At 56.9% G+C, this 25,649-nt stretch carries 21 protein-coding genes and 1 tRNA gene; 17 read left to right on the top strand and 5 right to left on the bottom strand.

Annotation, left to right across the window (positions count from 1 at the left end; translation table 11 throughout):
- Window positions 1–58: 58 nt before the first annotated feature.
- Window positions 59–1,552 carry a phosphate acetyltransferase gene (gene pta, locus KHW85_RS01345; RefSeq protein WP_291458479.1) on the bottom strand — a complete coding sequence of 498 codons (1,494 nt, stop codon included), beginning with the start codon at window positions 1,550–1,552 and terminating at the stop codon, window positions 59–61.
- Window positions 1,553–1,681: 129 nt separating this feature from the next.
- Here pta and KHW85_RS01340 point away from each other — a divergent pair, with 129 nt between their 5' ends.
- The 4 genes from KHW85_RS01340 to pgi all read left to right on the top strand — a co-directional run bounded on the left by KHW85_RS01340 (window position 1,682) and on the right by pgi (window position 7,526).
- On the top strand, window positions 1,682–1,972 hold the full coding sequence (locus KHW85_RS01340) for a DUF3017 domain-containing protein (protein WP_009408904.1): 291 nt from the start codon (window positions 1,682–1,684) through the stop codon (window positions 1,970–1,972).
- A 105-nt stretch (window positions 1,973–2,077) separates the two neighbouring features.
- Window positions 2,078–3,418: a dicarboxylate/amino acid:cation symporter gene (locus KHW85_RS01335; protein ID WP_291458478.1), complete on the top strand. Its 1,341-nt coding sequence runs from the start codon at window positions 2,078–2,080 to the stop codon at window positions 3,416–3,418.
- A 103-nt stretch (window positions 3,419–3,521) separates the two neighbouring features.
- Window positions 3,522–5,816 (top strand): 6-phosphofructokinase, encoded by a 2,295-nt coding sequence (locus KHW85_RS01330; RefSeq protein ID WP_291458476.1) that lies wholly within the window; start codon window positions 3,522–3,524, stop codon window positions 5,814–5,816.
- A gap of 42 nt (window positions 5,817–5,858) precedes the next feature.
- Window positions 5,859–7,526, top strand: a complete 1,668-nt coding sequence (pgi, locus tag KHW85_RS01325; protein ID WP_291458473.1) for a glucose-6-phosphate isomerase — start codon at window positions 5,859–5,861, stop codon at window positions 7,524–7,526.
- Between the two features lie 144 nt (window positions 7,527–7,670).
- Here the strand turns inward: pgi and KHW85_RS01320 are convergent, their stop codons facing one another.
- Entirely contained in the window at window positions 7,671–8,708 is a 1,038-nt protein-coding gene (locus KHW85_RS01320) for a cation diffusion facilitator family transporter (protein WP_178705369.1), read from the bottom strand.
- A 303-nt stretch (window positions 8,709–9,011) separates the two neighbouring features.
- On the opposite strand from KHW85_RS01320, the gene KHW85_RS01315 reads away from it, so the two are divergent.
- The gene (locus KHW85_RS01315; protein ID WP_178705366.1) at window positions 9,012–9,842 is read left to right on the top strand and encodes an exodeoxyribonuclease III; all 831 of its coding nucleotides are present in this window, start codon (window positions 9,012–9,014) and stop codon (window positions 9,840–9,842) included.
- Between the two features lie 4 nt (window positions 9,843–9,846).
- On the opposite strand, the gene KHW85_RS01310 is transcribed toward KHW85_RS01315, so the two are convergent.
- The gene (locus KHW85_RS01310) at window positions 9,847–10,389 is read right to left on the bottom strand and encodes a 2'-5' RNA ligase family protein (RefSeq protein ID WP_178705363.1); all 543 of its coding nucleotides are present in this window, start codon (window positions 10,387–10,389) and stop codon (window positions 9,847–9,849) included.
- 158 nt (window positions 10,390–10,547) lie between these two features.
- Here KHW85_RS01310 and galK point away from each other — a divergent pair, with 158 nt between their 5' ends.
- The 12 genes from galK (at window position 10,548) to KHW85_RS01250 (ending at window position 24,158) form a co-directional block, all read left to right on the top strand.
- Window positions 10,548–11,786 (top strand): galactokinase, encoded by a 1,239-nt coding sequence (gene galK, locus KHW85_RS01305; protein WP_291458469.1) that lies wholly within the window; start codon window positions 10,548–10,550, stop codon window positions 11,784–11,786.
- 80 nt (window positions 11,787–11,866) lie between these two features.
- Window positions 11,867–12,475 (top strand): aminoacyl-tRNA hydrolase, encoded by a 609-nt coding sequence (pth, locus tag KHW85_RS01300; RefSeq protein WP_291458468.1) that lies wholly within the window; start codon window positions 11,867–11,869, stop codon window positions 12,473–12,475.
- 135 nt (window positions 12,476–12,610) lie between these two features.
- On the top strand, window positions 12,611–16,108 hold the full coding sequence (gene mfd, locus KHW85_RS01295) for a transcription-repair coupling factor (RefSeq protein ID WP_291458560.1): 3,498 nt from the start codon (window positions 12,611–12,613) through the stop codon (window positions 16,106–16,108).
- A gap of 54 nt (window positions 16,109–16,162) precedes the next feature.
- The gene (locus tag KHW85_RS01290) at window positions 16,163–16,735 is read left to right on the top strand and encodes a hypothetical protein (RefSeq protein ID WP_178705351.1); all 573 of its coding nucleotides are present in this window, start codon (window positions 16,163–16,165) and stop codon (window positions 16,733–16,735) included.
- Between the two features lie 222 nt (window positions 16,736–16,957).
- Window positions 16,958–18,238, top strand: coding sequence for a phosphopyruvate hydratase (eno, locus tag KHW85_RS01285; protein ID WP_178705348.1), 1,281 nt, complete (start codon window positions 16,958–16,960; stop codon window positions 18,236–18,238).
- A 150-nt stretch (window positions 18,239–18,388) separates the two neighbouring features.
- Complete coding sequence (locus tag KHW85_RS01280) at window positions 18,389–19,162, top strand: septum formation initiator family protein (RefSeq protein WP_291458467.1); 774 nt, start codon at window positions 18,389–18,391, stop codon at window positions 19,160–19,162.
- Between the two features lie 171 nt (window positions 19,163–19,333).
- Window positions 19,334–19,852, top strand: coding sequence for a DUF501 domain-containing protein (locus KHW85_RS01275; protein ID WP_291458466.1), 519 nt, complete (start codon window positions 19,334–19,336; stop codon window positions 19,850–19,852).
- A 30-nt stretch (window positions 19,853–19,882) separates the two neighbouring features.
- Complete coding sequence (locus KHW85_RS01270; RefSeq protein WP_291458465.1) at window positions 19,883–20,863, top strand: Ppx/GppA phosphatase family protein; 981 nt, start codon at window positions 19,883–19,885, stop codon at window positions 20,861–20,863.
- Between the two features lie 8 nt (window positions 20,864–20,871).
- Window positions 20,872–20,945: transfer RNA gene (locus tag KHW85_RS01265), tRNA-Leu, on the top strand.
- A 36-nt stretch (window positions 20,946–20,981) separates the two neighbouring features.
- Entirely contained in the window at window positions 20,982–21,944 is a 963-nt protein-coding gene (locus KHW85_RS01260; RefSeq protein WP_291458464.1) for a Bax inhibitor-1/YccA family protein, read from the top strand.
- 260 nt (window positions 21,945–22,204) lie between these two features.
- The gene (locus KHW85_RS01255) at window positions 22,205–22,603 is read left to right on the top strand and encodes an FKBP-type peptidyl-prolyl cis-trans isomerase (protein WP_291458462.1); all 399 of its coding nucleotides are present in this window, start codon (window positions 22,205–22,207) and stop codon (window positions 22,601–22,603) included.
- 25 nt (window positions 22,604–22,628) lie between these two features.
- Window positions 22,629–24,158, top strand: coding sequence for an AI-2E family transporter (locus KHW85_RS01250; RefSeq protein WP_291458461.1), 1,530 nt, complete (start codon window positions 22,629–22,631; stop codon window positions 24,156–24,158).
- A gap of 98 nt (window positions 24,159–24,256) precedes the next feature.
- On the opposite strand, the gene greA is transcribed toward KHW85_RS01250, so the two are convergent.
- The gene (greA, locus tag KHW85_RS01245; protein ID WP_291458460.1) at window positions 24,257–24,736 is read right to left on the bottom strand and encodes a transcription elongation factor GreA; all 480 of its coding nucleotides are present in this window, start codon (window positions 24,734–24,736) and stop codon (window positions 24,257–24,259) included.
- 117 nt (window positions 24,737–24,853) lie between these two features.
- A complete protein-coding gene (locus KHW85_RS01240) occupies window positions 24,854–25,531 on the bottom strand; it encodes a hemolysin III family protein (RefSeq protein WP_291458459.1) in 678 nt (225 codons plus the stop codon).
- Window positions 25,532–25,649 lie beyond the last annotated feature (118 nt).

Genomic DNA, 25,649 nt, shown 5'->3' with positions numbered 1-25,649 from the left:
GGAAGTGATGGAGACGGAATTCGGGGGTGTGGGATTGTCCCCACACCCCCGAGAATTCTCAGCCCTGCGCCTGAACGGCAGTTAGGGCGACGGTGTTGACGATGTCTTCAACCAAAGCGCCGCGTGAGAGGTCGTTCACGGGCTTGTTGAGTCCCTGCAGAACCGGGCCGATTGCGACCGCACCGGAGGAACGCTGAACGGCCTTGTAGCCAATATTTCCAGCGTTGAGCGAGGGGAAGATGAAGACGTTCGCGTGGCCGGCAACGGGGGAGTCGGGAAGCTTGACCGAGGCGACGGCCTCGTCAACGGAAGCGTCAAACTGGATCGGTCCTTCGAGGGCCAGATCGGGGGCCTTTTCGCGAGCCAAGCGAGTGGCCTCGACAACCGCGTCCACATCCACGCCGGAGCCAGAGGTGCCGGTCGAGTAGGAGAGCATGGCAACCTTCGGATCAAGTCCGAACTGACGCGCGGTCGCGGCCGAGGATATCGCGATATCTGCCAGCTGCTCAGGGGTCGGGTTGGGGTTGACGGCGCAGTCGCCGAATGCCCACACGCGATCCTTCAGCAGCATGAGGAAGACTGAAGAAACGATCGAGACACCGGGAGCGGTCTTAATGATCTGGAAGGAGGGAACGATGGTGTGAGCGGTGGTGTGGATTGCACCAGACACCATGCCATCGGCGTCGCCCATGTGGACCATCATCGTGCCGAAGTAGGAGACATCGCGAACCTTATCGCGAGCCTGTTCGATGGTCACGCCCTTCTTGGCGCGCAGGCGTGCGAACTCTTCCGCATAGCGCTCTGCATATGCGGGGTCGTCGACGGAAACGACGGTAGCTGCCGAAACATCCAAGCCAAGCTCCGCTGCGCGTGCGTTGATTGCCTGCGCATTGCCGAGCAGTACCAGATCGGCAATTCCGCGTTCAAGCACGATGGCTGCTGCGCGCAGGACACGATCGTCTTCCGGTTCGGGCAAGACAATGCGCTTGCGGTTGGAACGTGCGCGATCAATGAGATCCGCCTGGAAGGAAAGGGGAGTAACAACCTGGGGGGCTTCCAGTGCCGAGGCCGCATCCAGAGTTTGTGCGTTGAAAGGCAGTTCGAGAACGGGAAGTTGAGTCTTAACGTGCGAGGCGACTGCTGAGGGGAGAGCAACCGCTGCGACGCGAGTTGCGTGCTGACGCGCGCGGCGATCAAGAACCTCGATCTCGCGTTCAATGAGTTCGGGGGAGGCGCCTTCGGTATCGAAAGCTGCAATGACGCGAGTGTTGGTCGATGCCGCCACGTCGAGGTTCCATCCCAAGGTGTCGAAAGTCGAAACGGAGCCTTCGGGGAGTGCGTCGATCAGGACAACATCTTCTGTGCGGCTGCGGATATCTTCCACGACGCGGGGGAGGGCTTGCTCGGGGTCGGAGGTGATGGCCTCGGAAGTGGAGGTGCCGGCGGCGCTCACCCGTGCCAGCGTTGAAGCGGGGACAAGCGCTGCGAAGTCGTCACTGACCTGTGAGGCGGCTTCTGCCTGGGCGGCAATGACGATAAAACGGGTGCTCACGTCTACTCCTTTATATCGGTATGTATTTTTGGCTGGATTGGTTAACAATCAAGTGAGCCGACGGGTCTATCGTAGTCAGCTCATTTAAGTGCGTCGCGCTTATGTCTGCTTTCGCGATACCCTGAAGGCATGGAAGATCAGTACTCAGGATCGACAGGTGGGGTCGCTACCTTAGTGAGCGTCGCCTTCGTTGTCCTTGCATGCGTGCTGATTACCCTTCTTGCTGTCTTTAATCACCCGCACAAAGCTGTCCTGGTCCTGGTTGTGACGATGTTCATCATGGCGGTGATGCGTGCGGTGTGGCCTGGGCGTCCTTGGTTCGCTTCAAGGCGCCGGTGGGCGGATGTTGGATTGTATGTCCTGCTTGGAGCCGTCATTTGGTACTTCTCGCCCTACACTGCAACGCTGGGGCTCGGGTGAATGTGACGCGGTAGACAAAGCGTCCATAATGTGGTCGATGGTGACTTCTTAGGCGAAAGCTGTCACTCTTGCCAAGTCCGTACTTCTTTATACGAGGTTTGAGCAATGAGAAAGTTTCTTGAACAGAGCGGCATCCTGATCTGGGTGCTGGTAGCGATCGTTCTGGCATTAGTTCTGGGATCTGTCACCATTGGTGATTCCCACATTATGCCGTCGGCACTGGGCGATGTTTTCGTAACTTTCTCTACTATTTTCGGGCAGTTCCTGTCCTTCTCAATTCCGCTCATCATCATTGGTCTCGTGACCCCGGCAATCGCTGACCTGGGCAAGGGCGCAGGCCACTGGCTGGGTCTGACTGCGGCTCTGGCCTACGCCTCGACAATGTTTGCGGGCTTCCTGACCTACGGAGTGTGTGCCTACTTCTTCCCGAAGGTTCTTGTTGGGCAGCTGACTCAGGTCGAAACTCCGAAGGAAGTCCTCAAGACCTACTTCACCATCGAAATGCCTCCGGTCGTTGGCGTGATGACCGCGCTCTTGCTGTCCTTCGTCGTGGGAATTGGCCTGTCCTTGGTGCCCCGGGGTGTTCTGCGTAAGGGCTTTATTGAGTTCCGCGCGATCATCACTCGCTTGATCGAGAACATCATCGTTCCTCTTTTGCCCCTGCACATCTTTGGCATCTTCTTGAACCTCACCTACACCGGCGAAGCGGTTCACATCATGCGAACCCTGATTCGCGTGGTTGTCATTGTTCTGATTCTGGAAGTAGTCATTCTGCTCACGCAGTACTTTGTTGCCGGTGCGGTTGGCCGCGTCAACCCCTTCAAGGCCATCTTCACCATGCTTCCGGCGTACCTGACCGCCTTGGGAACCTCGTCCTCGGCAGCGACGATTCCCGTCACCTTGCGACAGACCCGTAAGAATGGCGTGTCCGATGCCGTTTCCTCTTTCACGATTCCTCTGTGCGCGACGATTCACTTGGCGGGATCGACGTCGAAGATTTTCGCTTTCGCCTTTGCGATCGTCTACACCCAGGGCATGACGGTCACCACCACACAGTGGGTCGGATTTATCTTCATGCTCGGCATCACCATGGTGGCTGCTCCGGGCGTTCCCGGCGGCGCAATTATGGCTGCGACCGGTATTTTGCAGTCGATGCTGGGCTTCGATGATTCTGCAGTTGCCCTGATGATCGCCACCTACATTGCTCTGGACTCCTTCGGTACCGCAACGAACGTGACGGGAGATGGTGCGATCGCGATCATCATGGACCGTCTGACCGGCGGCAAGCTGGGGCCCGAGGGCGATTCAGAGCACACGCGTGAGCTTGCCTTCGACGGTATGGCCTACCTGCACAAGGTCTCGGTCGAGGGTGTTGTGACTCCGGAAGAACTTGCAGAATCCGCGGCCTTGAACGGTACGACAATCACCGAAAGCCCGCGTTCCTGAACGTTTTTCACCCGGGATCTAGGGTGGATGCAACTGCGTGCGTTAAGCAATAGACTTAAAGCAGTTGTTCACCGATGATCACTGTGGAAATGGAGCACGACTCGTGGAGCAAGTGAGTGTCGCAAGCGCGTCCGAGCCCGTAAAAATTGGTGTCCTCACCTCCGGTGGCGATGCCCAAGGAATGAACGCTGCAGTTCGTGCGGTCGTCCGCACCGCGCTGGCACGCGGTGCTCAGCCCTACGCAATCCTTGACGGCTGGTCGGGAGCAGTTAAAGGCGGAGCTTGCATTCGCGAAATGAGCTGGTCGGACGCCTCGGGAATCCTTGCAGAAGGCGGAACTGTCATTGGAACCGCTCGCTGCCCGGAATTTCGTGAATACGAAGGTCGTCACGCGGCAGCCTTGCACCTGATTGAAAAAGGAATCGACCGCTTGGTCGTCATCGGAGGTGATGGTTCGCTGTCAGGTACGGAAGAATTCCGTACCGAGTGGGCCCAACATCTCAGCGAGCTGGTCGACGAAGGGGCGATCTCTGCGCAGCAAGCGCAGCTGCACCAGCGCCTCTATATTGTCGGCTTGGTTGGCTCTATCGATAACGACATGGTCGGTACCGATATGACGATCGGGGCGGATAGCGCGCTCCATCGCATCGTTGACGCCATCGACCAGATTTCTTCGACCGCTGCCTCGCATCAGCGCACCTTTGTTGTCGAAGTCATGGGACGTCACTGCGGGTATCTACCGCTCATGTCAGCGGTAGCCGGCGGTGCTGACTATGTCTTCACTCCCGAGGATCCGGCACGTGACGGCTGGGAAGATGAAATGGTCGAGCGTCTGAAAGAAGGGCGTGCTGCAGGGCGACGAGAATCCATCATCATCGTCGCTGAAGGCGCGACTGACCGTGCAGGTAACCCCATTTCTTCGCAAGACATTGCCGATGCCTTCAAAGAGCGTACCGGCGAAGACGCGCGAATCACCATCCTCGGTCACGTTCAACGAGGCGGTGTTCCTTCCGCGTATGACCGCTGGATGTCCACACTCTTGGGCTTTGCCGCAGTCCAAGAGATCTTGAATCCTGCTGATCCCGATGTCGCGACAATTCTGGCTGTCCGCCACAATCGGGTGACCCGAATTCCGCTCATGGAAGCGGTCCATCAGACTCGAGGCGTTAAGGACCTCATCAAGGCGGGGGACTTCGCAGCCGCGCAGGCAGCTCGTGGACGTTCTTTCACCGTGATGGTCGGAATTAACCAACTTCTATCGACGCCTCCGACGCTGGCAGAAAATCCTCCCAGCGGATCCGCTAAGCGCGTGGCGATCATCCACGCGGGCGGACTTGCCCCCGGCATGAATACTGCTGCGCGCGCTGCCGTCAGGCTCGGTATCGCTAAGGGCTGGACCATGCTTGGAATCGATGGTTCTTGGGCAGGACTTGCCGATAATCAGGTTCGTGAGCTGACGTGGGATGACGTTGAAGGATGGGCATTCCACGGTGGTGCTGAACTTGGGACGCGTCGCCCCGTTCCCTCAGTAAACGAGTACTACGCCTTGGGGCGCGCGATCGAGCGCAATGAAATTGACGCCCTCTTGGTGGTCGGTGGTCTTAATGCATACCTGGCTGTCAAGGAAATGACCTCGGAGCTCGATCGGTACCCGGCTTTCCGTATCCCCATTGTTCTGGTTCCGGCCTCGATCGACAATAACCTTCCCGGCGCTGAACTGGCGATCGGCACTGATACCGCACTGAATAATGCGGTGTGGGCTTTGGACCGTATTAAGGAAAGTGCTGCCGCCTCTAAGCGCTGCTTCGTCGCTGAACTCATGGGACGACGCTGCGGCTACCTCACGCTCATGTCAGGAATCGCCTCGGGCGCCGAATACGCCTATCTGAATGAGGAAAACACGACCCTGGCAGAGATTGATGAGGATGCGCACCGCCTACGTGAAACTTTCGAGGCCGGTCGCCGTCTATTCCTTGTTGTTGTCAACGAGGAAGCGGACGTGCATTACAACCGCGAGTTCCTTGCGAATGTTTTCGAGGCTGAAAGTGATGGGCTTTACGACGTCCGTTCCTCTGCGCTTGGACATCTCCAGCAGGGCGGTGCTCCCAGTCCTTATGACCGTCTTCTTGCGACTCGCCTAGTCTTTGCCGCTCTGGGTGAATTGGACAGCCAGTTCTCGCAGGGACGTTCGCAGGCTGTCTACATCGGTGACGTGGGAAATGCAATCCAGGTCCGTCCGGTAGACCGAATGTTCGATGATTTGGACATGGCGAATCGTCGTCCCTTTGATCAGTGGTGGCGCGATCTTCGCCCGATTCTTACCGCAGTGTCCATGCAGTCCCAGCCGCGAGAGCTCGAGCCGGTGACTATCATGCAAGCAGAGAGCTTTAATCACTAAGCGGGAAATTCCCGTGACCGTCGATCATCAGGAGAAAGCACGATGAGCGCAATTGACCCGACGACAACCCCCGCTTGGGCAGCACTGGATGAGCATGCAGAAGTGTTCAACCCTGATCTGCGTAGCTGGTTCCAGCAAGACCCAGAGCGCGCCCAGAAGTGGACGAAGAAAGTCGGGGACTTGTACATTGATCTGTCCAAGAATCTGATTAACGAAGAGACTCTGAATCAGCTTCTTGAACTAGCAGATCAGACCGAGGTTTTTCCCCTTCGTGATGCCATGCTTCGTGGTGACCGCATCAATGTCACTGAGAACCGTTCGGTCCTCCACACCGCGCTGCGTCGCGCCCCCGGTGAGGAACTGATCGTCGATGGACGCAACGTCGTTGCAGATGTCCGCGAGGTCCTCGATCGAGTCTATTCCTTCGCTAATCGCGTGCGTAGCGGCCAATGGCTAGGCGTCACTGGTAAGCGCGTCGCAACCGTTGTCAACGTGGGTATTGGCGGCTCAGATCTTGGCCCCGTCATGGCATATGAAGCCTTGAAGCCCTACGTCCAAGAGGGTTTGGAATGCCGCTTCATTTCCAATATTGACCCGACCGACGTGGGAGAGACCACCAAGGATCTGGACCCCGAAACCACTCTGGTGATCGTCGCTTCAAAGACCTTCACGACTTTGGAGACCATCACCAACGCCCATGCGGTTCGCGATTGGTTCTTGAAGTCGCTGCGTGAAAAGGGAATCATCGGCGTTGATCCCGAACAAGAAAAGGAAGCAATTTCCAAGCATTTCGTTGCTGTTTCGACGGCTCTGGACAAGGTCGCAGAATTCGGTATCGATCCGGCAAATGCCTTCGGTTTTTGGAATTGGGTTGGCGGCCGTTACTCGGTAGATTCCGCAATTGGAACCTCACTGGCGATCGCGATCGGTCCTGAGCACTTCGAGGAATTCCTTGGAGGCATGCGCGCAATCGATCAGCATTTCGCTTCGGCAGCACCCAAGGATAATGTCCCGCTCATCATGGGCTTGCTCAATGTCTGGTATTCAAACTTCTTGGGTGCGGACACGCATGCAGTGCTCCCGTACTCGCAGTACCTGCACCGTTTCCCCGCATACCTGCAGCAGCTCACCATGGAGTCGAATGGCAAGTCCGTGCGTCGCGATGGAAGCCCGGTCTTCTATGACACCGGCGAGGTTTTCTGGGGCGAGCCGGGAACGAATGGCCAGCACGCCTTCTACCAGCTGATTCATCAAGGAACCCGCATGGTTCCCGCAGACTTCATCGCCTTTGCGCAGCCTTCGTGGCCGATTCGTGACGCTGATGCGGATATGCACGAGCTGTTCTTGTCGAACTTCTTTGCTCAGACCAAGGCCTTGGCTTTCGGTAAGACCGTGGAAGAGGTTCGCGCTGAAGGCACTGCAGAAGAACTGGTTTCAGCCCGCGTCTTCACGGGTAACCGTCCCACGACCTCGATTATGGCGCCCGCGCTGACTCCTTCGGTCTTGGGACAGCTCATTGCGCTTTATGAGCACATCACCTTCGTTGAGGGCGCGGTCTGGGGACTGGATTCTTTCGATCAGTGGGGTGTTGAGCTGGGCAAGGTTTTGGCCAAGCAGATTCTTCCCGCAATTGAGGGCGATCAGGCGGTCTTGGACCAACAGGATTCCTCGACTCGTTCGCTCATTGAGTTCTATCGCACGAACCGCTGAGGTTAGGCCACCGAGTAAACGTCTGAGGGCCGTGGTCATTGCCGAGGCAGTGGCTGCGGCCCTCGCTTATGCGTGCGCAGTGCCGTGTGGGTCTATCCCTGAGCAGTCTGAGAGAAGCGGAAGGCGCAGAGTCGAAAAATGGTTTTAGTGTTGAAGATGCTCGTGTTTTGCGTGGGAGATTGATTCGACCTGGAAGGTTGAATGGGCAATTTCAACGGGGAAATGGTGCATTGCGCACTCGTTCAGAGAGTGAATGATCTGGTCTCGCTGATTGGCAGTGACGGCCTCGGCAACCTCAATATGCGCGGTGACGGTGACCAGGTTTGAAGCCACCGAACTCACGTGAAGATCGTGAACGTCCTTGACCAAGGGAATCGAGAGCATGTGCTGGCGGACCTGAGCAAGGTCGATTTCCTCGGGGACTTCCTCCATCAAAATCCGCAAGGTTCGAAGCAACAACATGCATGCGCGCGGAGCCATTAAGAGCGCGATGAACATCGATGCCACGGCATCTGCGCGATTCCATCCACCGATCAATTCAACGATTGCAGCAATGATGACTGCCAACGATCCCAAGGCATCATTGGCCACCTCAAGAACGGCAGCGCGGATATTAAGCGATGCCTGGTGTCCACCGATCAGTACCAATAGTGAGAGTGCGTTTGCTGCCAAACCCAGAATTCCAACCCACAGCATGGGTGCTGCATGAACCTCGACGGGGGATAGCAGGCGTTGAATGCCTTCAATCGCAACTAAAAGACTGATGATGACCAACATGCCCGCTTGGAAGGCTGCGGCAAGAACTTCTGAACGCGCCCATCCCCATGTCCTTCGGTTATCGCGGGGACGCAAAGCAAGCGTTGCCGCGATAAAAGCGATGACCAGTCCCGCAGAATCAACCGCCATATGCCCGGCATCGGCTGCAAGAGACAAAGACGACGTGAAGAAAGCGGCAACAAGTTCTGCGATGAAAACCGTCGCTGAAATTGCCAGCGCAATCGCAAGCCTTTGACGAGAAGCAGCATGTCCGTGCGAATGGTCGTGAGCATGGGAATGCGTTGTGGACTCAGGACGTTCTTCGATGGTGTTCAGTGACTCTGCACAGGGATCTTCCTTCACGCCGGGCACACACGGAGCCGTCACATGTTCATCTCTGGGAGAAGGAGTGAGTGAAGAACGCATAAAGCAAGTATAGCGCCCTATCTTCATTGAAGACAGGGCACTGAGAGTTGATGAAGCTGATGATTAGAGTTCCAACATCACCTTTGTTGCGCGGCGCTCGTCCATTGCGGCATATCCTTCGGCAGCCTGCTCAAGCGGCGTTCGTGTATGACTACAGTGCGGATGGCACTCCTTGGATGGAAGGTCTATTTCCATAAAACTAGTTCGTCAACGTCTGATACTGCAGTTGATAGAGCGCGATTTCACTGAAGGTAAAGAACGCTTTCTCAGCCCGCTGATTCGTAAGCAAGTACACTGAAGCCCATGGCTTTCACTGTTACCAGCGTTAATGTCAACGGAATCCGCGCCGCACACCGCAAGGGCATGATGGAATGGCTCGATGCCAACCCCTGTGATGTTCTTCTTCTCCAAGAAGTCCGTGCGGATGAAGAAATCGCCACTGAACTGCTGGGCGATTCGTGGGACAGCATCATTCTTCCCTGTCGAATCAAGGGACGTGCTGGCGTTGCAGTTGCAGTGCGCAAGGATAGCGCTCATATCAGCGCAGAACCGCGCCTTTCCCTTGATGATCAGGAAACCGATGTTGATTCGGGACGCTGGCTAGAAGCGGTGGTTGAAACCAAGGCGGGGAGCGTCCGCGTTGTTTCGGCATACTTCCACTCGGGTGAAAAAGACACCCCCAAGCAGGACGCGAAGATGGCTCACCTTCCGCGCATTGGTCAGCGCATGGGGGAGCTCCTTTCCGAGGCCGAAGCAGGCTCTACGGACATCTTAGGAACCGTTGTGGCCGGAGATTTCAATATCGTTCGCACCAGGTCCGATATTAAGAATTGGACGTCGAACCACAATAAGCGTGCGGGCGTGCTCGATGAGGAAATTGCATTCCTGGATCAGTGGCTTGATGCGGGGTGGCATGATGTCATGCGTGATCTTGCTGGAGATGTTCAGGGACCTTACACATGGTGGTCCCAGCGCGGTCAGGCATTTACCAATGACACCGGTTGGCGTATCGATTATCAGTTCGCAACACCCGCGCTGGCTGCAAAGGCCCAGTCTTTCTCAATTGGCCGTGCGGCCTCGTACGAGGAACGGTGGAGCGACCACGCCCCGCTGTCGGTGAGCTACGAACTCTAAGTACTCAGGCGCTCTCGAAATCAAAGAGGGCCATGGAAGAGTAAACGCCGTTCTCATCCACGCGATCTAAGCGGAATCCGGGAACCATCCACGAGGCCTCGTCGCAGGGACCCAAACTCATTGCGCGATCAAGGACCGCGTCGGGGACGCCCTGCGCCAAGGTGACGTGAGCGTGATAGGGGAAGCGTACAGGTGCATCCAAGGGACCCGAGCGAATATCTTCGGCCAACATCGTGCACTCGCGCTCGCCCTCGGCAAGGGAAAGGTAAACGACGGGAGAAACGGGGCGGAAAGTGCCGGTATCTCCCAGAGTGACGCGGAAAGGCGTGTAGCGCTGCGCGACGCTGCGAAGGTGCTCAATCACTTCTTCGCGCCGTTCCGTATCCACTGTGGTGGGCGGCAAAATTGTGATGTGCGCGGGCACCTTCGTGCCCTGATCATCCCCAAGGCTCACGCGGATATCGGTAAGAACGCTCACCCATGGTTCAGGCAGGGCAACAACAACGCCCAGCCATTCTTGGCCCGGTAAGCGCTGTGGAAGATACATTGAACTACCTGAAATGGGGAATAGGAACCTGCTCATGGTACATGGACGTGGGGCTTCGGGGCACATTGAGCTGGCAAAGATCGTTGCGTAGAGAACTGCCTGAATAGGCTAGGATTGTCGGTAGCGTACGAGTTTGAAACACCCAAGGAAGTGTGCACGTGGAACTGTCATGGTCAGCGGCTTTAAGCGCCGAAGAAGGACGCGAACTAGCTGCTCAACTCTTTGAAGAAACTTTTGGCTACCAGCCCCAAGATGTCTGGTCTGCCCCTGGACGTGTCAACGTTATTGGCGAGCACGTCGACTACAACGGTGGTCCCTGTCTGCCAATCGCACTGCCGCATCGGGCGTTCATTGCCTATGCCCCTCGCGAAGACCGTTTGCTGCGCCTGGTGTCGCCCCAGACTCGCGAGGCCGTGGATGAGTTAGACCTCGACCTCATTGCTCCGCGCGGCTGCGAGGGTGAAGTAAATGGCTGGGCCGCATATCTTTCTGGCGTTGCTTGGGCCCTCGAAAAGTCGGGGTATGGCCCCCTTCGTGGTTTTGACGCCGCGCTCTACTCCTGCGTGCCCCGCGGTGGTGGGCTTTCATCTTCGGCTGCACTCGAGTGCGCGATGGCTGTCGCGATTGACGAGGCCGATGGGCTGGGGTTGGCGGGCCCGCTGAGTGCGCCGAACGATAAGGGTCGAGCAATCCTTGTCGAGTGTGCTCGCATGGCAGAAAATCAGATCGCAGGCGCGAACACCGGCGGCCTGGACCAGACTGCTTCACTGCGCTGCCTCAGTGGACACGCGCTGGCACTGGATTGTCGAGATATGAGCGTTGAGCACATTCCTTTCGATCTGGAATCGCAAGGGCTTGCTTTGCTGGTCATTGATACCCGTGCTGCTCATTCACTCGCAGATGGACAGTACGGTCAGCGTCGCGCCGATTGTGAAGAGGCCGCACGCCAGTTGGGCGTTGAACAGCTTGTTGACGTCGAGGACCTCGAGGCTGCCACTCAAGCTTTGAGTGATGAGCGCTTGATCAAGCGTATGCGTCACGTTGTTTCTGAAATTGCGCGCACCCGTGCCCTTATTGAGCTCCTGAAGGAGGGGCCGCTTGAGGGGGATCGCCTTAAAGTTGTGGGCGCTCTCATGAATGATTCGCATGACTCACTGCGCGATGATTACGAGGTGTCATGCCTGGAGCTCGATGTTGCTGTTGAGGCCGCGCGAGCAGCCGGAGCCTACGGAGCACGGATGACCGGTGGCGGCTTTGGTGGAAGTGCAATCGCCCTTGTTGACCGCGAGCGCCTAGAGGAAACCGCGCAGGCGGTCGCGCAGGCTTATAGCGAACGCGGATTGGATGCACCGGCATTCATTGTCGCTGTACCTTCCGCGCCAGCCGGCAAACTCTGATTTCTCTGATTGACGCATGAGCGAGGTGTGCCACCTCTTTCCTGGACGCAGATGCAGGAAGGGGGTGGCACAATCGTTCTATGACTTCAACGGATCCCTGGATGGTTGTCGGCCTGGGTAACCCTGGCGCTCAGTACGCCAATACCCGTCACAATGTCGGCCATATGCTCGTCGATCTTCTTGCCCACAATGCGGGAGTTCAGCTCAGTTCGCACCGCTCGGGAACCCACTGTGCGGATATTCGGCTCGGAATGCTCCCCGGAGGGATCCCCGGACCCCGCGTTATCGTCGCAACCAGCGATTCCTACATGAACACCTCCGGCGGACCCATTGGGCGCCTTGCAAAGTTCATGAATGTTGATCCCTCACATCTTCTGGTTGTCCACGATGATCTGGACCTTCCCGCTGGCTCATTGCGCTTGAAGACAGGCGGTGGCGAAGGCGGGCACAACGGCTTGAAGTCGATCTCCCAGGTACTGGGGACAAAAGACTACAACCGCCTTCGTATCGGGATTGGACGTCCGCCGGGGCGAATGAATCCAGCTGACTATGTCTTAGCGCGGATGAATGGCAGCGAGCTTGAAGACCTCGCCGTCACCATCGCTCAGGCCGCCGATGTTGTCGAAGATATTGTGACCACCAGTTTCAGTGAGGCGCAGCAGCGCCTGCACACGCGTCAGGGAGCCTAAGTGCCACAGTTTTCTGCTCTTCTTCCCGTCTTTGCTCAGGATGAGGCGCTTCATTGCGTCCTTGAATCCATCGATCGTGGTGAATCAGGATGCGTTGTTGCGCCTGCGGGTGCTCGCATTCCTCTGATCGCATCGATGGCTCAACGCCGTCATCAGACAATTTACGTCGTTGTTCCTACGGGACGTGAAGCAGAAGAAACCGCAAGTGCCCTGCGTGCATGGGTTGAAGACGTCGAGGTTTTCCCCTCATGGGAAACGCTGCCTCACGAGCGCCTGTCGCCACAGGTCGACACTATGGCGCAAAGAATTGCCGTCTTACGCCGTCTGATCCACCCGCAATCGGGAGACGAACATGCGGGGGCACTGAATGTCGTCGTCATCCCAGTTCGCGCTCTCATGCAGCCCATCATTCACGGGATCGCGGATCGCGCTCCCGTACGCGTTAAAGCCGGAGATATTGTCGATCTGCCCAACCTTGCCCGGGAGCTCGAAAACCTGGGTTATACGCGCGTCGATATGGTGGAGCAACGCGGACAATTCTCGGTTCGCGGTGGCATTCTTGATGTTTTCCCGCCCCAGGAAGCACACCCCCTGCGTATCGAATTGTGGGGGGACGAAGTTGATGAAATTCGCGCCTTCTCCCTATCAGATCAACGAACATTGGGAGTTGTTGATTCGGGTGTATGGGCTGTTGCCTGCCGCGAATTACTGCTGACTCCTCAAGTTCGCACAAAGGCTCGCACTGAGATGGATCGTCTGCCCGGCGCCGCAGAGATCCTCGAGCTTGCCTCTCAAGGAATCGCCGCCCCCGGCCTCGAATCCCTAGCGCCGATCCTTGTCGGTGGAATGGATTCCTTCCTCGACCTACTCCCCGCGGGCGGGCTATTTGTCGCAATCGATCCCGAACGTATTCGCGCTCGCGGCGCTGACTTGGTTGCAACTACCGAAGAATTTCTCTCTGCCGCATGGTCACAGGCCGCAGGTGGGGGAGCGGTCCCCCTCGAGGCGGGCGATGCCTCCTTCATTCCCCTAGAGGAAATTTGGGGAGCGCAGGGACGCCCGTGGTGGGAGCTGACGGCGCTTCCCCCGGCTGAACTTGCCGAGGCCATGGCCAAGAATTCCCACGGCCTCGGAGAAGAGGCCGAAAGCGATGTCGCATCGGGAGCGCTGCTCAAAAAGGAAGCGCACTCGGTCATCGTGTCGGATACCTTGGTCGCGCTTGGTGCGCGCGATGTTCGTCCCTACCGAGGGGACTACACTCGCGCACTTGAAGATATCCGAACGCTCATTCGCAGCGGATGGACGCTCATCCTCGCCGCAGAAGGCGAAGGTCCGGCCCGGCGTCTGTATTCGATTGCGACCGACGCTGGAATTGGAAGCCGAATTGTTCAAGAAATCGACCCCACACAGGATTCATCGGTTCTTGATGTTGTGGCGGCTCCCCGCACGAAGGGTTTTGTCGCTCCGGATCTGAAACTGGCGATCATCTCTGAGTCGGATCTTTCTGGGCGAGTTGGTGCAACTACTCGCGATATGCGCAAGATGCCCTCGCGGCGACGCAAGGGTGTTGACCCGCTCAGCCTGCATCCGGGCGACTACATCGTCCATGACCAGCACGGCATTGGGCGCTTCATTGAATTGGTGTCCCGCACCGTTGGACGCGGTGATGGCCAGGTGACCAGGGACTACCTGGTCTTGGAATACGCTCCCTCGAAACGAGGCCAGCCCGGAGACCGTCTCTTCATCCCCACAGATAGTCTGGATCAGATCTCGAAATACACCGGCTCTGATCAGCCTGCCCTCACCAAGATGGGCGGTGCCGACTGGGAGAAAACAAAGGCTAAGGCGCGCAAAGCTGTTAAGGAAATCGCGCAAGAGCTTATCCGCCTGTACGCCGTCCGTCAGGCGACGAAGGGGCATGCCTTCGGTCCAGATACCCCTTGGCAACGTGAATTGGAAGATTCCTTCCCCTACGTCGAGACTCCCGATCAGCTGGTGACCATCGATGAGGTCAAGGCGGATATGGAAAAGCCGATGCCCATGGACCGTCTGCTGACGGGTGATGTCGGCTACGGAAAGACCGAAATTGCCGTGCGCGCGGCTTTTAAGGCAATCCAAGATGGCAAGCAGGTCGCGCTGTTGGTTCCAACGACCCTCTTGGTTCAACAGCACGCGGAAACCTTCGCGGAGCGTTACGCGGGATTCCCAGTGACGATCGGTACCCTCTCGCGCTTCTCAACGCCGAAGGAAGCAGAGAAAGTCAAGGAAGGATTGGCCTCGGGAGGAGTGGACCTGGTGATTGGTACCCACTCGTTACTCAGCGGTGCCATTGCTTTCAAGGACTTGGGCTTGGTCATCATTGATGAGGAACAGCGTTTTGGTGTTGAACACAAGGAGACGCTCAAAGCTCTGCGCGCGGATGTCGATGTTCTCTCGATGTCGGCAACGCCTATTCCCAGAACTTTGGAGATGGCGGTTTCGGGTATTCGTGAAATGTCGATTCTTCAGACTCCTCCCGAAGAACGACAGCCCGTCCTTACCTTTGTGGGTGCCCACACCGATGCACAGGTCAGCGCGGCGATTCGCCGAGAGCTCCTGCGTGATGGGCAGGTGTTCTACGTCCACAACCGAGTGGATTCGATTTCTTCGGTTGCAGCACATATTCAAGAACTTGTTCCCGAAGCGCGAATTAGAGTGGCCCACGGAAAGCTCAACGAACATCAATTGGAAAGCGTCATCGTTGATTTCTGGAACCACGATTTTGACGTGCTGGTGTGCACGACCATCGTGGAAACCGGTCTGGATATTTCCAATGCAAATACGTTGATCGTTGACCGTGCGGATACCTTTGGTCTGTCCCAATTGCACCAGTTGCGTGGGCGTGTGGGCCGAGGCCGCGAGCGCGCCTATGCCTACTTCTTCTATCCCTCGGATCGCCCGCTTTCAGAAACCGCTCATGAGAGGTTGCAGACGATTGCCCAGAACGCTGATCTGGGGGCGGGTCTTGCCGTTGCGCAGCGTGATCTTGAGATCCGAGGCGCCGGTAACCTTCTGGGCGGTGCACAGTCGGGGCACATTGAAGGTGTGGGCTTTGACCTTTACGTGCGGATGGTTGCCGATGCGGTTGCGGCATTCAAGGGTCAGCGTAAGGAAGAGAAGAAGGATCTGCGCCTAGACGTGACCGTTGATGCGCATATTCCCGAAAGCTATATTTCCGCAGAACGCTTGCGCTTGGAGGTTTACGGAAAGATCGCCGCGGTGGAAAACAGCGAGCAGGAAAAGGATCTGCGCGACGAAATTACAGACCGCTATGGTCCCATTCCGCCTCAGGTGGACTTGCTTTTCGAAATTGCGCGTCTGCGTGCTCTTCTTCGGCAAATCGGAATCGACGAAGTCGCTACGCAGGGCAAGTACCTGCGTATTCACCCGATCGAGTTGAAGGAATCTCAGGCGCTTCGTCTGAAGCGTTTGTACCCCGGTTGTGTTGTTAAGGCTGCGGTTCGCCAACTTTTGGTTCCGCTCCCCATGACGGCGCGGGTCGGGGGAGTGCCTTTGACCGATCATGCCTTGCTTGAATGGATTGAGAACCTTCTGACAAAGGTTCTCAATCCGACCGTGGCGTCAACGCGCTGATGAGAGCGCTACACTGACACTGACTACGAAGTGAATGAACCGGAGGATATTTTCATGGTTTCACGTGCGCGCGCATCAAAGGCCGCGATCCTTCTTGCCGTGTGTGGTTTGGGACTCGGAGCTTGCTCTGCTCACCCGGGAACTGCCGCAATCGTTGGAGATACGCGTATCAGTGAAGCCGATGTGAGCTTGACCAGCCAGCAGCTCAGTGGGCTGCTTGGTCAAGATGTTGATGCCTCACAGTTGCTTCCGACTCTGAACCAGAACCTGGCCATCGGCAAACTTGCCGAGAAGAACGGCATCACGGTCTCTGACCAGGAAATCACTGACAGCCTTGCTGAAATGGGACAAGAAGTTGTTCAGCGTGGTGGGAAGAGCACGCCCATTACGAATCCCAGCTCATTGCTGAAGACCATCATTAAGAACTCGATCGCCCAGCAGAAGCTGCGTTCCTCCGGGATGTCTCAACAGCAATTGGCCCAGGTGAATGCGGAATTGGCGAATACGATTCAAACAACCAAGGTTGAAATCAATCCCCGGTACGGCACCTTGGATGCACAAAGCGGTTCGCTGACTCAAGGTGTTTTTGGTGATGTTATCCGCGCCAATAGTGGAGCGCAGCAGTAGCTCGACCAAGACTGATCGATCGTCTAAATGTGATGTATCGCCCACCCGAGAGGGTGGGCGATACGGCATTTATGGGGACCTATGTCTAATTTTCGCCAAATAACGCACGAATGCCGTCATGAATATGCAGTGGTGCATGGGTGTAGCAGTTCTGCTTGAGCGCCGAATGTACTAGCGTTAGACACGACAGTAGTCACGTAGTTAATCGATTGGAGAATTAACGTGGCAAGCATTGAAGCAATCGGAGCTCGCGAGATCCTTGATTCCCGCGGTAACCCCACCGTCGAGGTTGAGGTCGTCCTTGAAGACGGCACCTTTGAGCGCGCAGCAGTTCCCTCTGGTGCATCCACCGGTGCATTCGAGGCCGTTGAGCGTCGTGATGGCGACAAGGGCCGTTACCAGGGTAAGGGCGTTCAAGACGCCGTTGACGCTGTGAACGAGATCATCGCCCCTGAAATCATTGACGAAGACGCATCTGATCAGCGCCGTATCGACGAGATCATGATCGAGCTGGACGGCACCCCGAACAAGGGCAAGCTCGGCGCCAATGCAATTCTCGGTGTCTCCCTTGCTGTTGCAAAGGCTGCAGCTGAGTCCGCAGGCCTGCCCCTGTACCGTTACCTGGGTGGCCCCAACGCTCACATCCTCCCCGTTCCCATGATGAACATCCTCAACGGTGGTTCTCACGCGGACACCAACGTTGACATCCAGGAGTTCATGATTGCTCCTCTGGGTGCCCCGACCTTCCGTGAAGCCCTCCGCTGGGGCGCCGAGGTCTACCACACCCTCAAGGCAGTCATCAAGGAACGCGGTCTGTCCACCGGCCTGGGCGACGAGGGTGGCTTTGCGCCGAACCTCTCCTCCAACGCCGCTGCGCTGGACCTGATCATCGAGGCCATCGAGAAGGCCGGCTTCAAGCCCGGCACCGATGTTGCACTCGCACTGGACGTTGCTTCCTCTGAGTTCTTCAAGGATGGCCTGTACCAGTTCGAAGGCGAAGGCCGTTCGACCGACTACATGGTCTCCTACTACGAGAAGCTCATCCGTGACTACCCGCTGGTCTCCATCGAAGACCCGTTGTCGGAAGACGAATGGGACGCATGGACCGCTCTTACCGCAGAAATTGGCAACCGCGTCCAGCTCGTTGGCGACGACCTCTTCGTCACCAACCCCGAGCGTCTGCGCAAGGGCATCGAGCTGCACGCAGCAAACGCCCTGCTGGTCAAGGTGAACCAGATCGGTTCGCTGACCGAGACCCTGGACGCCGTGGAAGAGGCACACCGCAATGGTTACCGCACCATGACCTCTCACCGTTCCGGCGAGACCGAGGACACCACCATTGCTGACCTCGCAGTTGCCACCAACTCCGGCCAGATCAAGACCGGTGCTCCCGCTCGTTCCGAGCGCGTGGCGAAGTACAACCAGCTCCTGCGCATTGAAGAGGATCTCGACGATGCAGCAGTGTACGCGGGTCGTTCCTCCTTCCCCCGCGCTTCCTTCTGAGAAGAACGCACTGACACGCTCCTAGAAGCGTGAAAAAGGGTGGGTGACGAGAAATCGTCACCCACCCTTCTTTTTGCGATCCGCCCCTCATTTGTTACCACGCGAGTTTTAGAGTCGACCCGACTGCCCGTTGTAAGGCACCATAGGGACATGGCTCAGAAACCGAGAAAGGGACGACCGGTCGTTCCAGGCGCCCGTAGGCGGCGTAGTGTCTCTGAGCCCGATGCGCAGCGGCGGCCTCGGCAAGGAAGTCGAAATCCTCTGCGTTCTTCTGCGGCAGGCTCGCAAGCCTCAACTTCAGCGAGTTCTTCTCGCCCGCAAGGCGGAAGGAAGAAAGAAAGAACGGTCCGGACGCGTTCTTCTGCTCCGGCAACAGCGCAGCGCCCTGCCTCCCTGTCCTTCGGCGGAATCGAGATCTCTTTGAGGATCTTGGGCCTTCTTCTTTTGGGTGCGCTCCTTGCCCTTCTTCTGGTTCCCTCATTTATGCAGCTGTGGAGCCAAGAACGCGAACTGTCTGCGATCAAAAACAAGGTTCAGCAGACGCAAGCCGATAACGAAGCCAAACGTCAGCAACTTCAACTTTGGTCGAATCCGCAATACATTGCTTCTCAGGCGCGAGAGCGTTTGGGCTACGTCAAACCCGGAGAAACTCAGTATTCGGTTCTTGATCCCGGCAAGGACTACCAGGATCAGGCTCAGGTTGCTGCCGCGCGTGAAGCAGGACCGGCTCGCCCGTGGATCCAAGTTCTTTCACTCACCGTTGAAGAGGCAGATCACCCAACGGGGAATATTCAAACCGCTCAGACTACGGGGGGCAATTCTTCGCCCTCTCCCAGTGAGACCCCGCAGCCCAGCGAAACGGCGGGTACGGGGCAGGGGAGCGGCGCCTCGCAAACTCCAAGCTCACAGGGGTCAGGAAACTAACTTCCTCTTCAACGCTCACGCTGAGAGTGAGGCCTCGCATAGTGGGCATTTTCATCCCGCATAACCTGTGCAGGTAGCGGCCGGTTTCGTGTCTTTTTTCATTGGGCTTACTGCCGTCATATGCGAGCGATCGAGTAAAATAAACCGGGTTCATTCGAAAGGTGAGGAATGATGAGCGCCATTACGCCGGCGAGCGACGCCGATCTTCAGGTCCTTGAAGAACAATTGGGACGTGTTCCGCGTGGCGTTGTTGGGATTGCAGCCCGATGCACGTGTGGAAAACCCACGGTTGTGGCAACCGCGCCTCGTCTTGAGGACGGCACGCCTTTCCCCACGACTTTCTACCTGACCAGCCCCGGCGCTGTCCGTGCGTGCTCGACCTTGGAAGCAGCCAAGGTGATGGAGGAATTCAATCAGGACCTTGCCGAAGACGAGGAACTGCGTGCGGCCTACCAGCATGCCCATCAGGCCTACATCGCAGCGCGCGAGGACTTGGGCGCGCAGTTGAAACTTGATGTGCCTGAAATTCATGGAGTTTCTGCTGGCGGAATGCCAACCCGCGTCAAATGTCTGCACGCTCTGGTTGGACACGCCTTGGCTGCTGGGAGGGGCGTGAATCCCATCGGGGACCGCGCGCTGGATATGATGCGCGAGCGCGGCCTTTGGGACCCGGCCGTCTGCACCTGCTGACTGACAACACGAGTAAGAAAGAATGAGATCATGACGCGGGTAGCGGCAATTGACTGTGGAACAAACTCAATTCGACTTCTAGTGGCCGATGGCGTGCTCAAGGGTAATGCCATTGCGCTGAGCGATCTGACGCGCCAGATGCGCATTGTGCGCCTTGGACAGGGCGTTGATCGTACGGGACGACTGGCTCCCGAGGCGATCGAGCGGACACTGACCGCAGTGCGCGAGTACAAGCGAATGATTGACAATCTGGAAGCCGAAGAGATTCGTTTTGTCGCAACCTCGGCAATGCGCGATGCGGAAAACCGCGATGAATTCATTGAACCTGTGAAGGAAATTCTGGGCGTTTATCCCGAGGTCGTCCCCGGAACCGAGGAAGCCGCGCTGTCCTTTGCTGGTGCAGCCAGCGGCGTCGTTGGACAAGAACGTGGCAAGGTACTTGTCGTTGATATCGGTGGAGGTTCGACCGAAATGGTCGTGGGAACTCTGGGAAAGGGAGTGACCGAGGCTTATTCGGCGGATATGGGCTCAGTCCGCGTGACGGAGAAGTTCTTTGCGTCTTGCGCGAGCGACCAACCGATTCCCGACGGGGTGCAGGCGCAGGCAAGTGAGTGGATTGATGCTCGCCTTGACGAGGCCGAGGAGGTCGTTGATTTTTCTTCAGTCCGCGCCGTTGTTGGTGTCGCCGGCACCATCACAACGATTGCTGCTCACGCTTTGGGTTTGAACTCCTACCAGCCCGAAAAGATTGATGGCGCTTTCTTGAGCCACGAGGCGACCGATTCCTCCGTGCGTTTTATGCTTGAGCAACCTCTTGCTGTGAAGGCGGCTCTGGGCTTTATGCCTGAGGGGCGCGCTGACGTTATTGCAGGCGGAGCGCTCATTTGGAAACGCGTCATGGATCGAGTAACTCTTCGCTGTGAGAGTAGCGGGCACGAAATCTCGGGCGCGTTAGTCTCAGAACACGATATCCTTGACGGTATCGCACTTTCGATGCTTAATCGTCGATAGTGGGCTGTGCCCCCATAGCCCAATTGGCAGAGGCAACCGACTTAAAATCGGTGTGTTGTCGGTTCGAGTCCGACTGGGGGTACTCATTAGAACAGGAACCGAGGGAAAGGAAGCTGACATGTCAAACCCCGTGTTCTCAAAGATGGAGCGCGATTGGTCGCGCGCTGATTCGACTCCCGCTGGCTACCCGACAATGCCCGGCTATCAACCAACGAATGCTCAGCCTTCTGGAACAGCGGTGCTGGACCCGCAGCGCTACCCCTATGCTCAGCAACAGGCCTCGGCGCAAACTTCTGCGCAGAACCCCTACGGTGCGCCAAGCGGGGCCCCGGCGGTTGATCCTTCGGCCTACGCCGATATGCAAGCCGCATACCAGGCGCCCTCTGCAGATGCCGTTGATCGCGGTCGCATGACCTACGATGATGCGCTGATCAAGACGGGGATTACTTTCCTAGTCCTGCTTTTGGGCGCTGCCCCGGCATGGATTCTGACGCTGACAAGTCCGCTTCTGGGACTCGGTCTTGCCGTTATTGGCGGCGTGGTTGCCTTCATTCTTGCTATGGTCAATAGCTTCTCCAAGACCATCCGTCCCGCACTGATCATTGCCTACGCCTTTGCTGAAGGACTCACGCTGGGTGCTGTTTCGGCCGTTATGGAAATGGAATACCCGGGTATCGTCGCTCAGGCATTTATCGCAACCGTTGTGGTTACCGGCCTGACGCTGGTGCTTTTTGCCTCCGGTAAGGTTCGTAACTCGCCCAAGCTCATGAAGTTCACGCTGATTGGCATCTTCGGTTTGCTGATCACCCGCCTTGCGAATGCAGTGCTGGTTGCCTTTGGCTTGATGGCACCAATTGATTCGATGTACATCATGGGTATTCCGCTGGGAATTGTCGTCTCAGTGGTTGCCGTTTTCCTTGCTGCGATGAGCCTCATTAGTGATTTCGATACCGTGAAACAGGGCGTTGAACGAGGCGCTCCCGCAAAGTTCGCGTGGTACTGCGCGTTTGGCATCATGGTGACGGTTGTCTGGATGTACATGGAGATTCTGCGCATCCTCGCAATTCTGAATCGTCGATAAACTTGTTTGACGTTTGACGTTTGAAAGGGGCCGCTCTCGAATAGAGGCGGCTCCTTTCCTATGCGCAGTGCATTTTTCCGCCGCTTACCGAATGCGTCCTACGAGTCTGAATATGCCCGTCTCTCCAGTGAATCCGGGTTGATCGCTAGGAACATTTGTGCAATTTAGGGAACGCGTGGCCTATCTCGCGCGCCTGGGTTCTGGGAATGTTTAACTAGAGCGTTACCATTTTTCCCACTGTGATTCCCCAAGGAGGAACCATGGAAAACGTGAACGTCAGCGGCGAATTCGGCCGCAAGCCCGCTCTGGAATTTACCGATTCAACCCCAAGTGATGAACTGCTGGTTGAGGTTCTTCATGAGGGCGATGGCCAGGTTGTTGAACCCGGCGATACGATCCACTGCCACTACCTGGGTCAGGTATGGGATGGCAATGTTTTCGATAATTCCTATGATCGCGGCGCACCCCTGAGCTTCCAAATCGGCGTCGGCATGGTAATCCGCGGCTGGGATGAAGGACTGATCGGACAGCGAGTTGGATCTCGCGTTCTGCTGTCAATTCCTTCCGATTATGGCTACGGTTCCCGTGGTGTTCCCCAGGCGGGAATCCGCGGCGGCGATACGCTAGTCTTTGTCACCGACATCCTCGGTGTCTCCTGATTGTGAACGATAGACAAGGCAAGGTATGAGCGAGAACGAAACACCGCGTACTCACAGTTCTTCCCAGCAACCGGATCGGGAGCGTGGCGAGGAAAGCGCGGGGAGCTCAGGCCTTGCCTCGTCGCTTTTTAAATCCCTGGATGGGCTGCGACGCCGCGTGAGCGATCAGCGGCGCGCAGTTCAGTCCTCGGCCCCCGAGAAAGCCCCTGCTTCTGCTGCCAGCGACGCTTCGCCTCGTGATGCTGCCGAGGCTGTTCCCTGGTCCTTGCGCGTGGGCGCTGCGGTTGCGTGGCGAGCGATTATCGTTGCGGCTGCCGTTGGGCTGCTCGTGTTTGGGATGACCTTTGTCTATGGAATTGTTGTCCCCGTCGCCGTTGCAATGCTCTTGGCAGTCTTCTTGAGTCCTTTGGTGTCGTGGCTGCACCGAAAGCTGCATTTCCCGCAGGCTCTGGCTGCTCTCAGTGGTTTACTTGCAACTTTGCTCGTCGTTGGTGCGGCGCTGTCGACGGCTGGCGTTCAGATTTTGAACCAGGTTCCATCGCTGCTGACACGCGCGAATGAAGGCGTATCCGCGCTTTTAACCTGGTTGCGGACTAACCCCATGGGGCTTGATACCTCAACCATTGATTCCCATCTTCAAAACCTCCAATCCGAGGTTGTCACCTGGGTCCAATCCCATGCCCAGACTTTGGTTTTTGGTGCCTTCAACGCCACCTCTTCAGCAATTTCATTGGCCACCGGCTCGGTAATTGCGCTCTTCTGTCTTTTCTTCTTCCTCAAGGATGGACGTGAGATCTGGGTCTGGTGCGTCCGTCTGCTTCCCAAGGGCGCGCGCGAACCCGTTCACGAGGCCGCAATCCGCGGTTGGGCGTCGATGGGTGGCTACGTCGTTGGACAGATGCAGGTCGCCGCGATTGATGCTCTGAGTATCGGTATTGGTGCTTACTTCCTCGGCGTTCCATTGGTCATTCCGATTGTCGTTTTGGTCTTCTTCGGTTCCTTTATTCCGATTCTTGGCTCACTGTTCTCGGGCATTATTGCTGTCCTCGTCGCGGTGGTTGATCAAGGATTTACCGTTGGTTTGATCATGCTGGTGATTATTGCGGTCGTCCAGCAAGTTGAGGGGAACCTCCTGCAGCCTCTTCTGATGTCCAATGCAGTGTCCTTGCACCCCTTGGTTGTTTTGCTCGGCGTGACGGCGGGGTCGATGGTTGCTGGAATTACCGGTGCAATCTTCTGTATTCCTGTGATTGCCTTCATTAACTCAGTGGTCCTGTACCTGCATGGCCATGATCCTGAGCCATCATTGGCGACGAAGATGGACCGTCCCGGAGGCGCTCCCGGAACCCTCGATGCGATGATCGCTCATTCCTATGGGGAAGATCTTCCGCTCCTTGCAGGGGATGAAGTTGATGCACACACCTATGCTGTGGATGAAGAGCTCAGTGAACGTATGGTTACTGCCGGAAGTGTAGAGCCGGGCGATACTGTAGGGACGCGTGTCGCCGAAGAAATCGCAGAGAGCTCTCAGACGAATGAAGAAGAGAACGAATAGCGCGATACGACCTTGTGTGAGCGCGTTGTTCTGATTGAATACATAAAGCTGTGGGGCCCAGAGACTAACTCTGGGCCCCACAGTACGTTTGGGTTTACTCAGCCAACGAAAGGCTTCGCGTCCAAGATCTCAACGGTGATCTCACGGCCATTGGGGGCCTCGTAGGTCAGGGTGTCGCCCTTGCGGTGTCCGATGACTGCGGCGCCCAGTGGAGCCTGCGCGGAGAAGACCTGCACACCAAGGTCGCCGCCGGCGTCACGTGAACCCAGAAGGAACTTCTGTTCACGGCCAGCAACCATGGCGGTCACAACCATTCCGGGCTCAACAATGCCGTCATCTGCAGGAGTTTCGCCGACCTGCGCATTACGGAGCATCTCTTCCAAGCTCTGAATGCGAGTCTCATTCAAGGACTGTTCGTTGCGCGCAGCGTGGTAACCGCCGTTCTCGCGCAGATCGCCTTCTTGGCGTGCAGCGTCAATAAGACGCGCAATTTCGGGGCGGCGTACCTCGACGCGCTCCGTCAGCTCCGCCTGGAGCTTGTCATACTGGGCTTGGGTCAGCCACTGGGTATCAGCCATTACTTTGCCTCCGACATGTGTCGATAAGTATCGACGTGTTCTTTGACTCTACAGATTTGACAGCCTACCAGCCTTAAAGGCGGTGCGGGCGCATTTGCGCTATCTGTGGAAAAAGAATTACAAGACAGCGAGATACACGGCCACGCAGTGGCATGCCCACGCAAGCACGGTGCACAGGTGGAAGATCTCATGGAAGCCAAACCAACGCGGTGAAAGGTCTGGCTTCTTTGTCGCGTAGACTACTGCGCCGATTGTGTACAAAATTCCGCCTGCAAGAAGCAACCACACGATCACAGCGCCACCCAAGGACCAAAACTGTGGCAGATACCAGAGAGCAACCCATCCCAGAGCGACGTAGATCAGTGTTGCCAGCCAGCGCGGTGCGGTTGGCCAAAACAGGTTGAGCAAGATCCCCAGGAGTGCCCCTCCCCAGACGATGGACAAGATTGTCACTGCTTGGTCACGTGGGAGGATCGCGATGGAAAGGGGGGTGTATGTGCCTGCGATCAGAAGGAAGATGTTTGAGTGGTCAAGGCGGTTCCACACGATTTCCCAGCGCGGGGACCAATAAAAGCGGTGGTAGAGCGCAGAGATTCCAAAGAGAATCAACGAGGCCGCAAGGTAGATTGCGGACCCGCCTTTGGTTGCGCCGGTGGGCGCAAGGCAGGTGAGGACAATCGAGGCCGCCAAAGACAGTGGAGCCGCGACAAGGTGAATCCAACCCCGCAGGTGGGGCTTAACCGATACATTCTGTCCGGGAAACCACTGGGTGGGTTTGAGGGAAGCGATTTTCATGAGTGCCTCCACGAAAGATCAACCTACGCATGCGTAACTTACTACACCGTAGGGTACGCCAATTTAAAGGGAAAGGCAGCAGTCTTCCGCTGATTGTGAACAGTTAAACTCGATGTTT

This window comes from Actinomyces sp. oral taxon 181 (assembly GCF_018370895.1).
Classification (GTDB): domain Bacteria; phylum Actinomycetota; class Actinomycetes; order Actinomycetales; family Actinomycetaceae; genus Pauljensenia.
The sequence above is the reverse complement of the archived record's forward strand: the minus strand, read 5'-3'. Positions and strand labels throughout refer to the sequence as shown.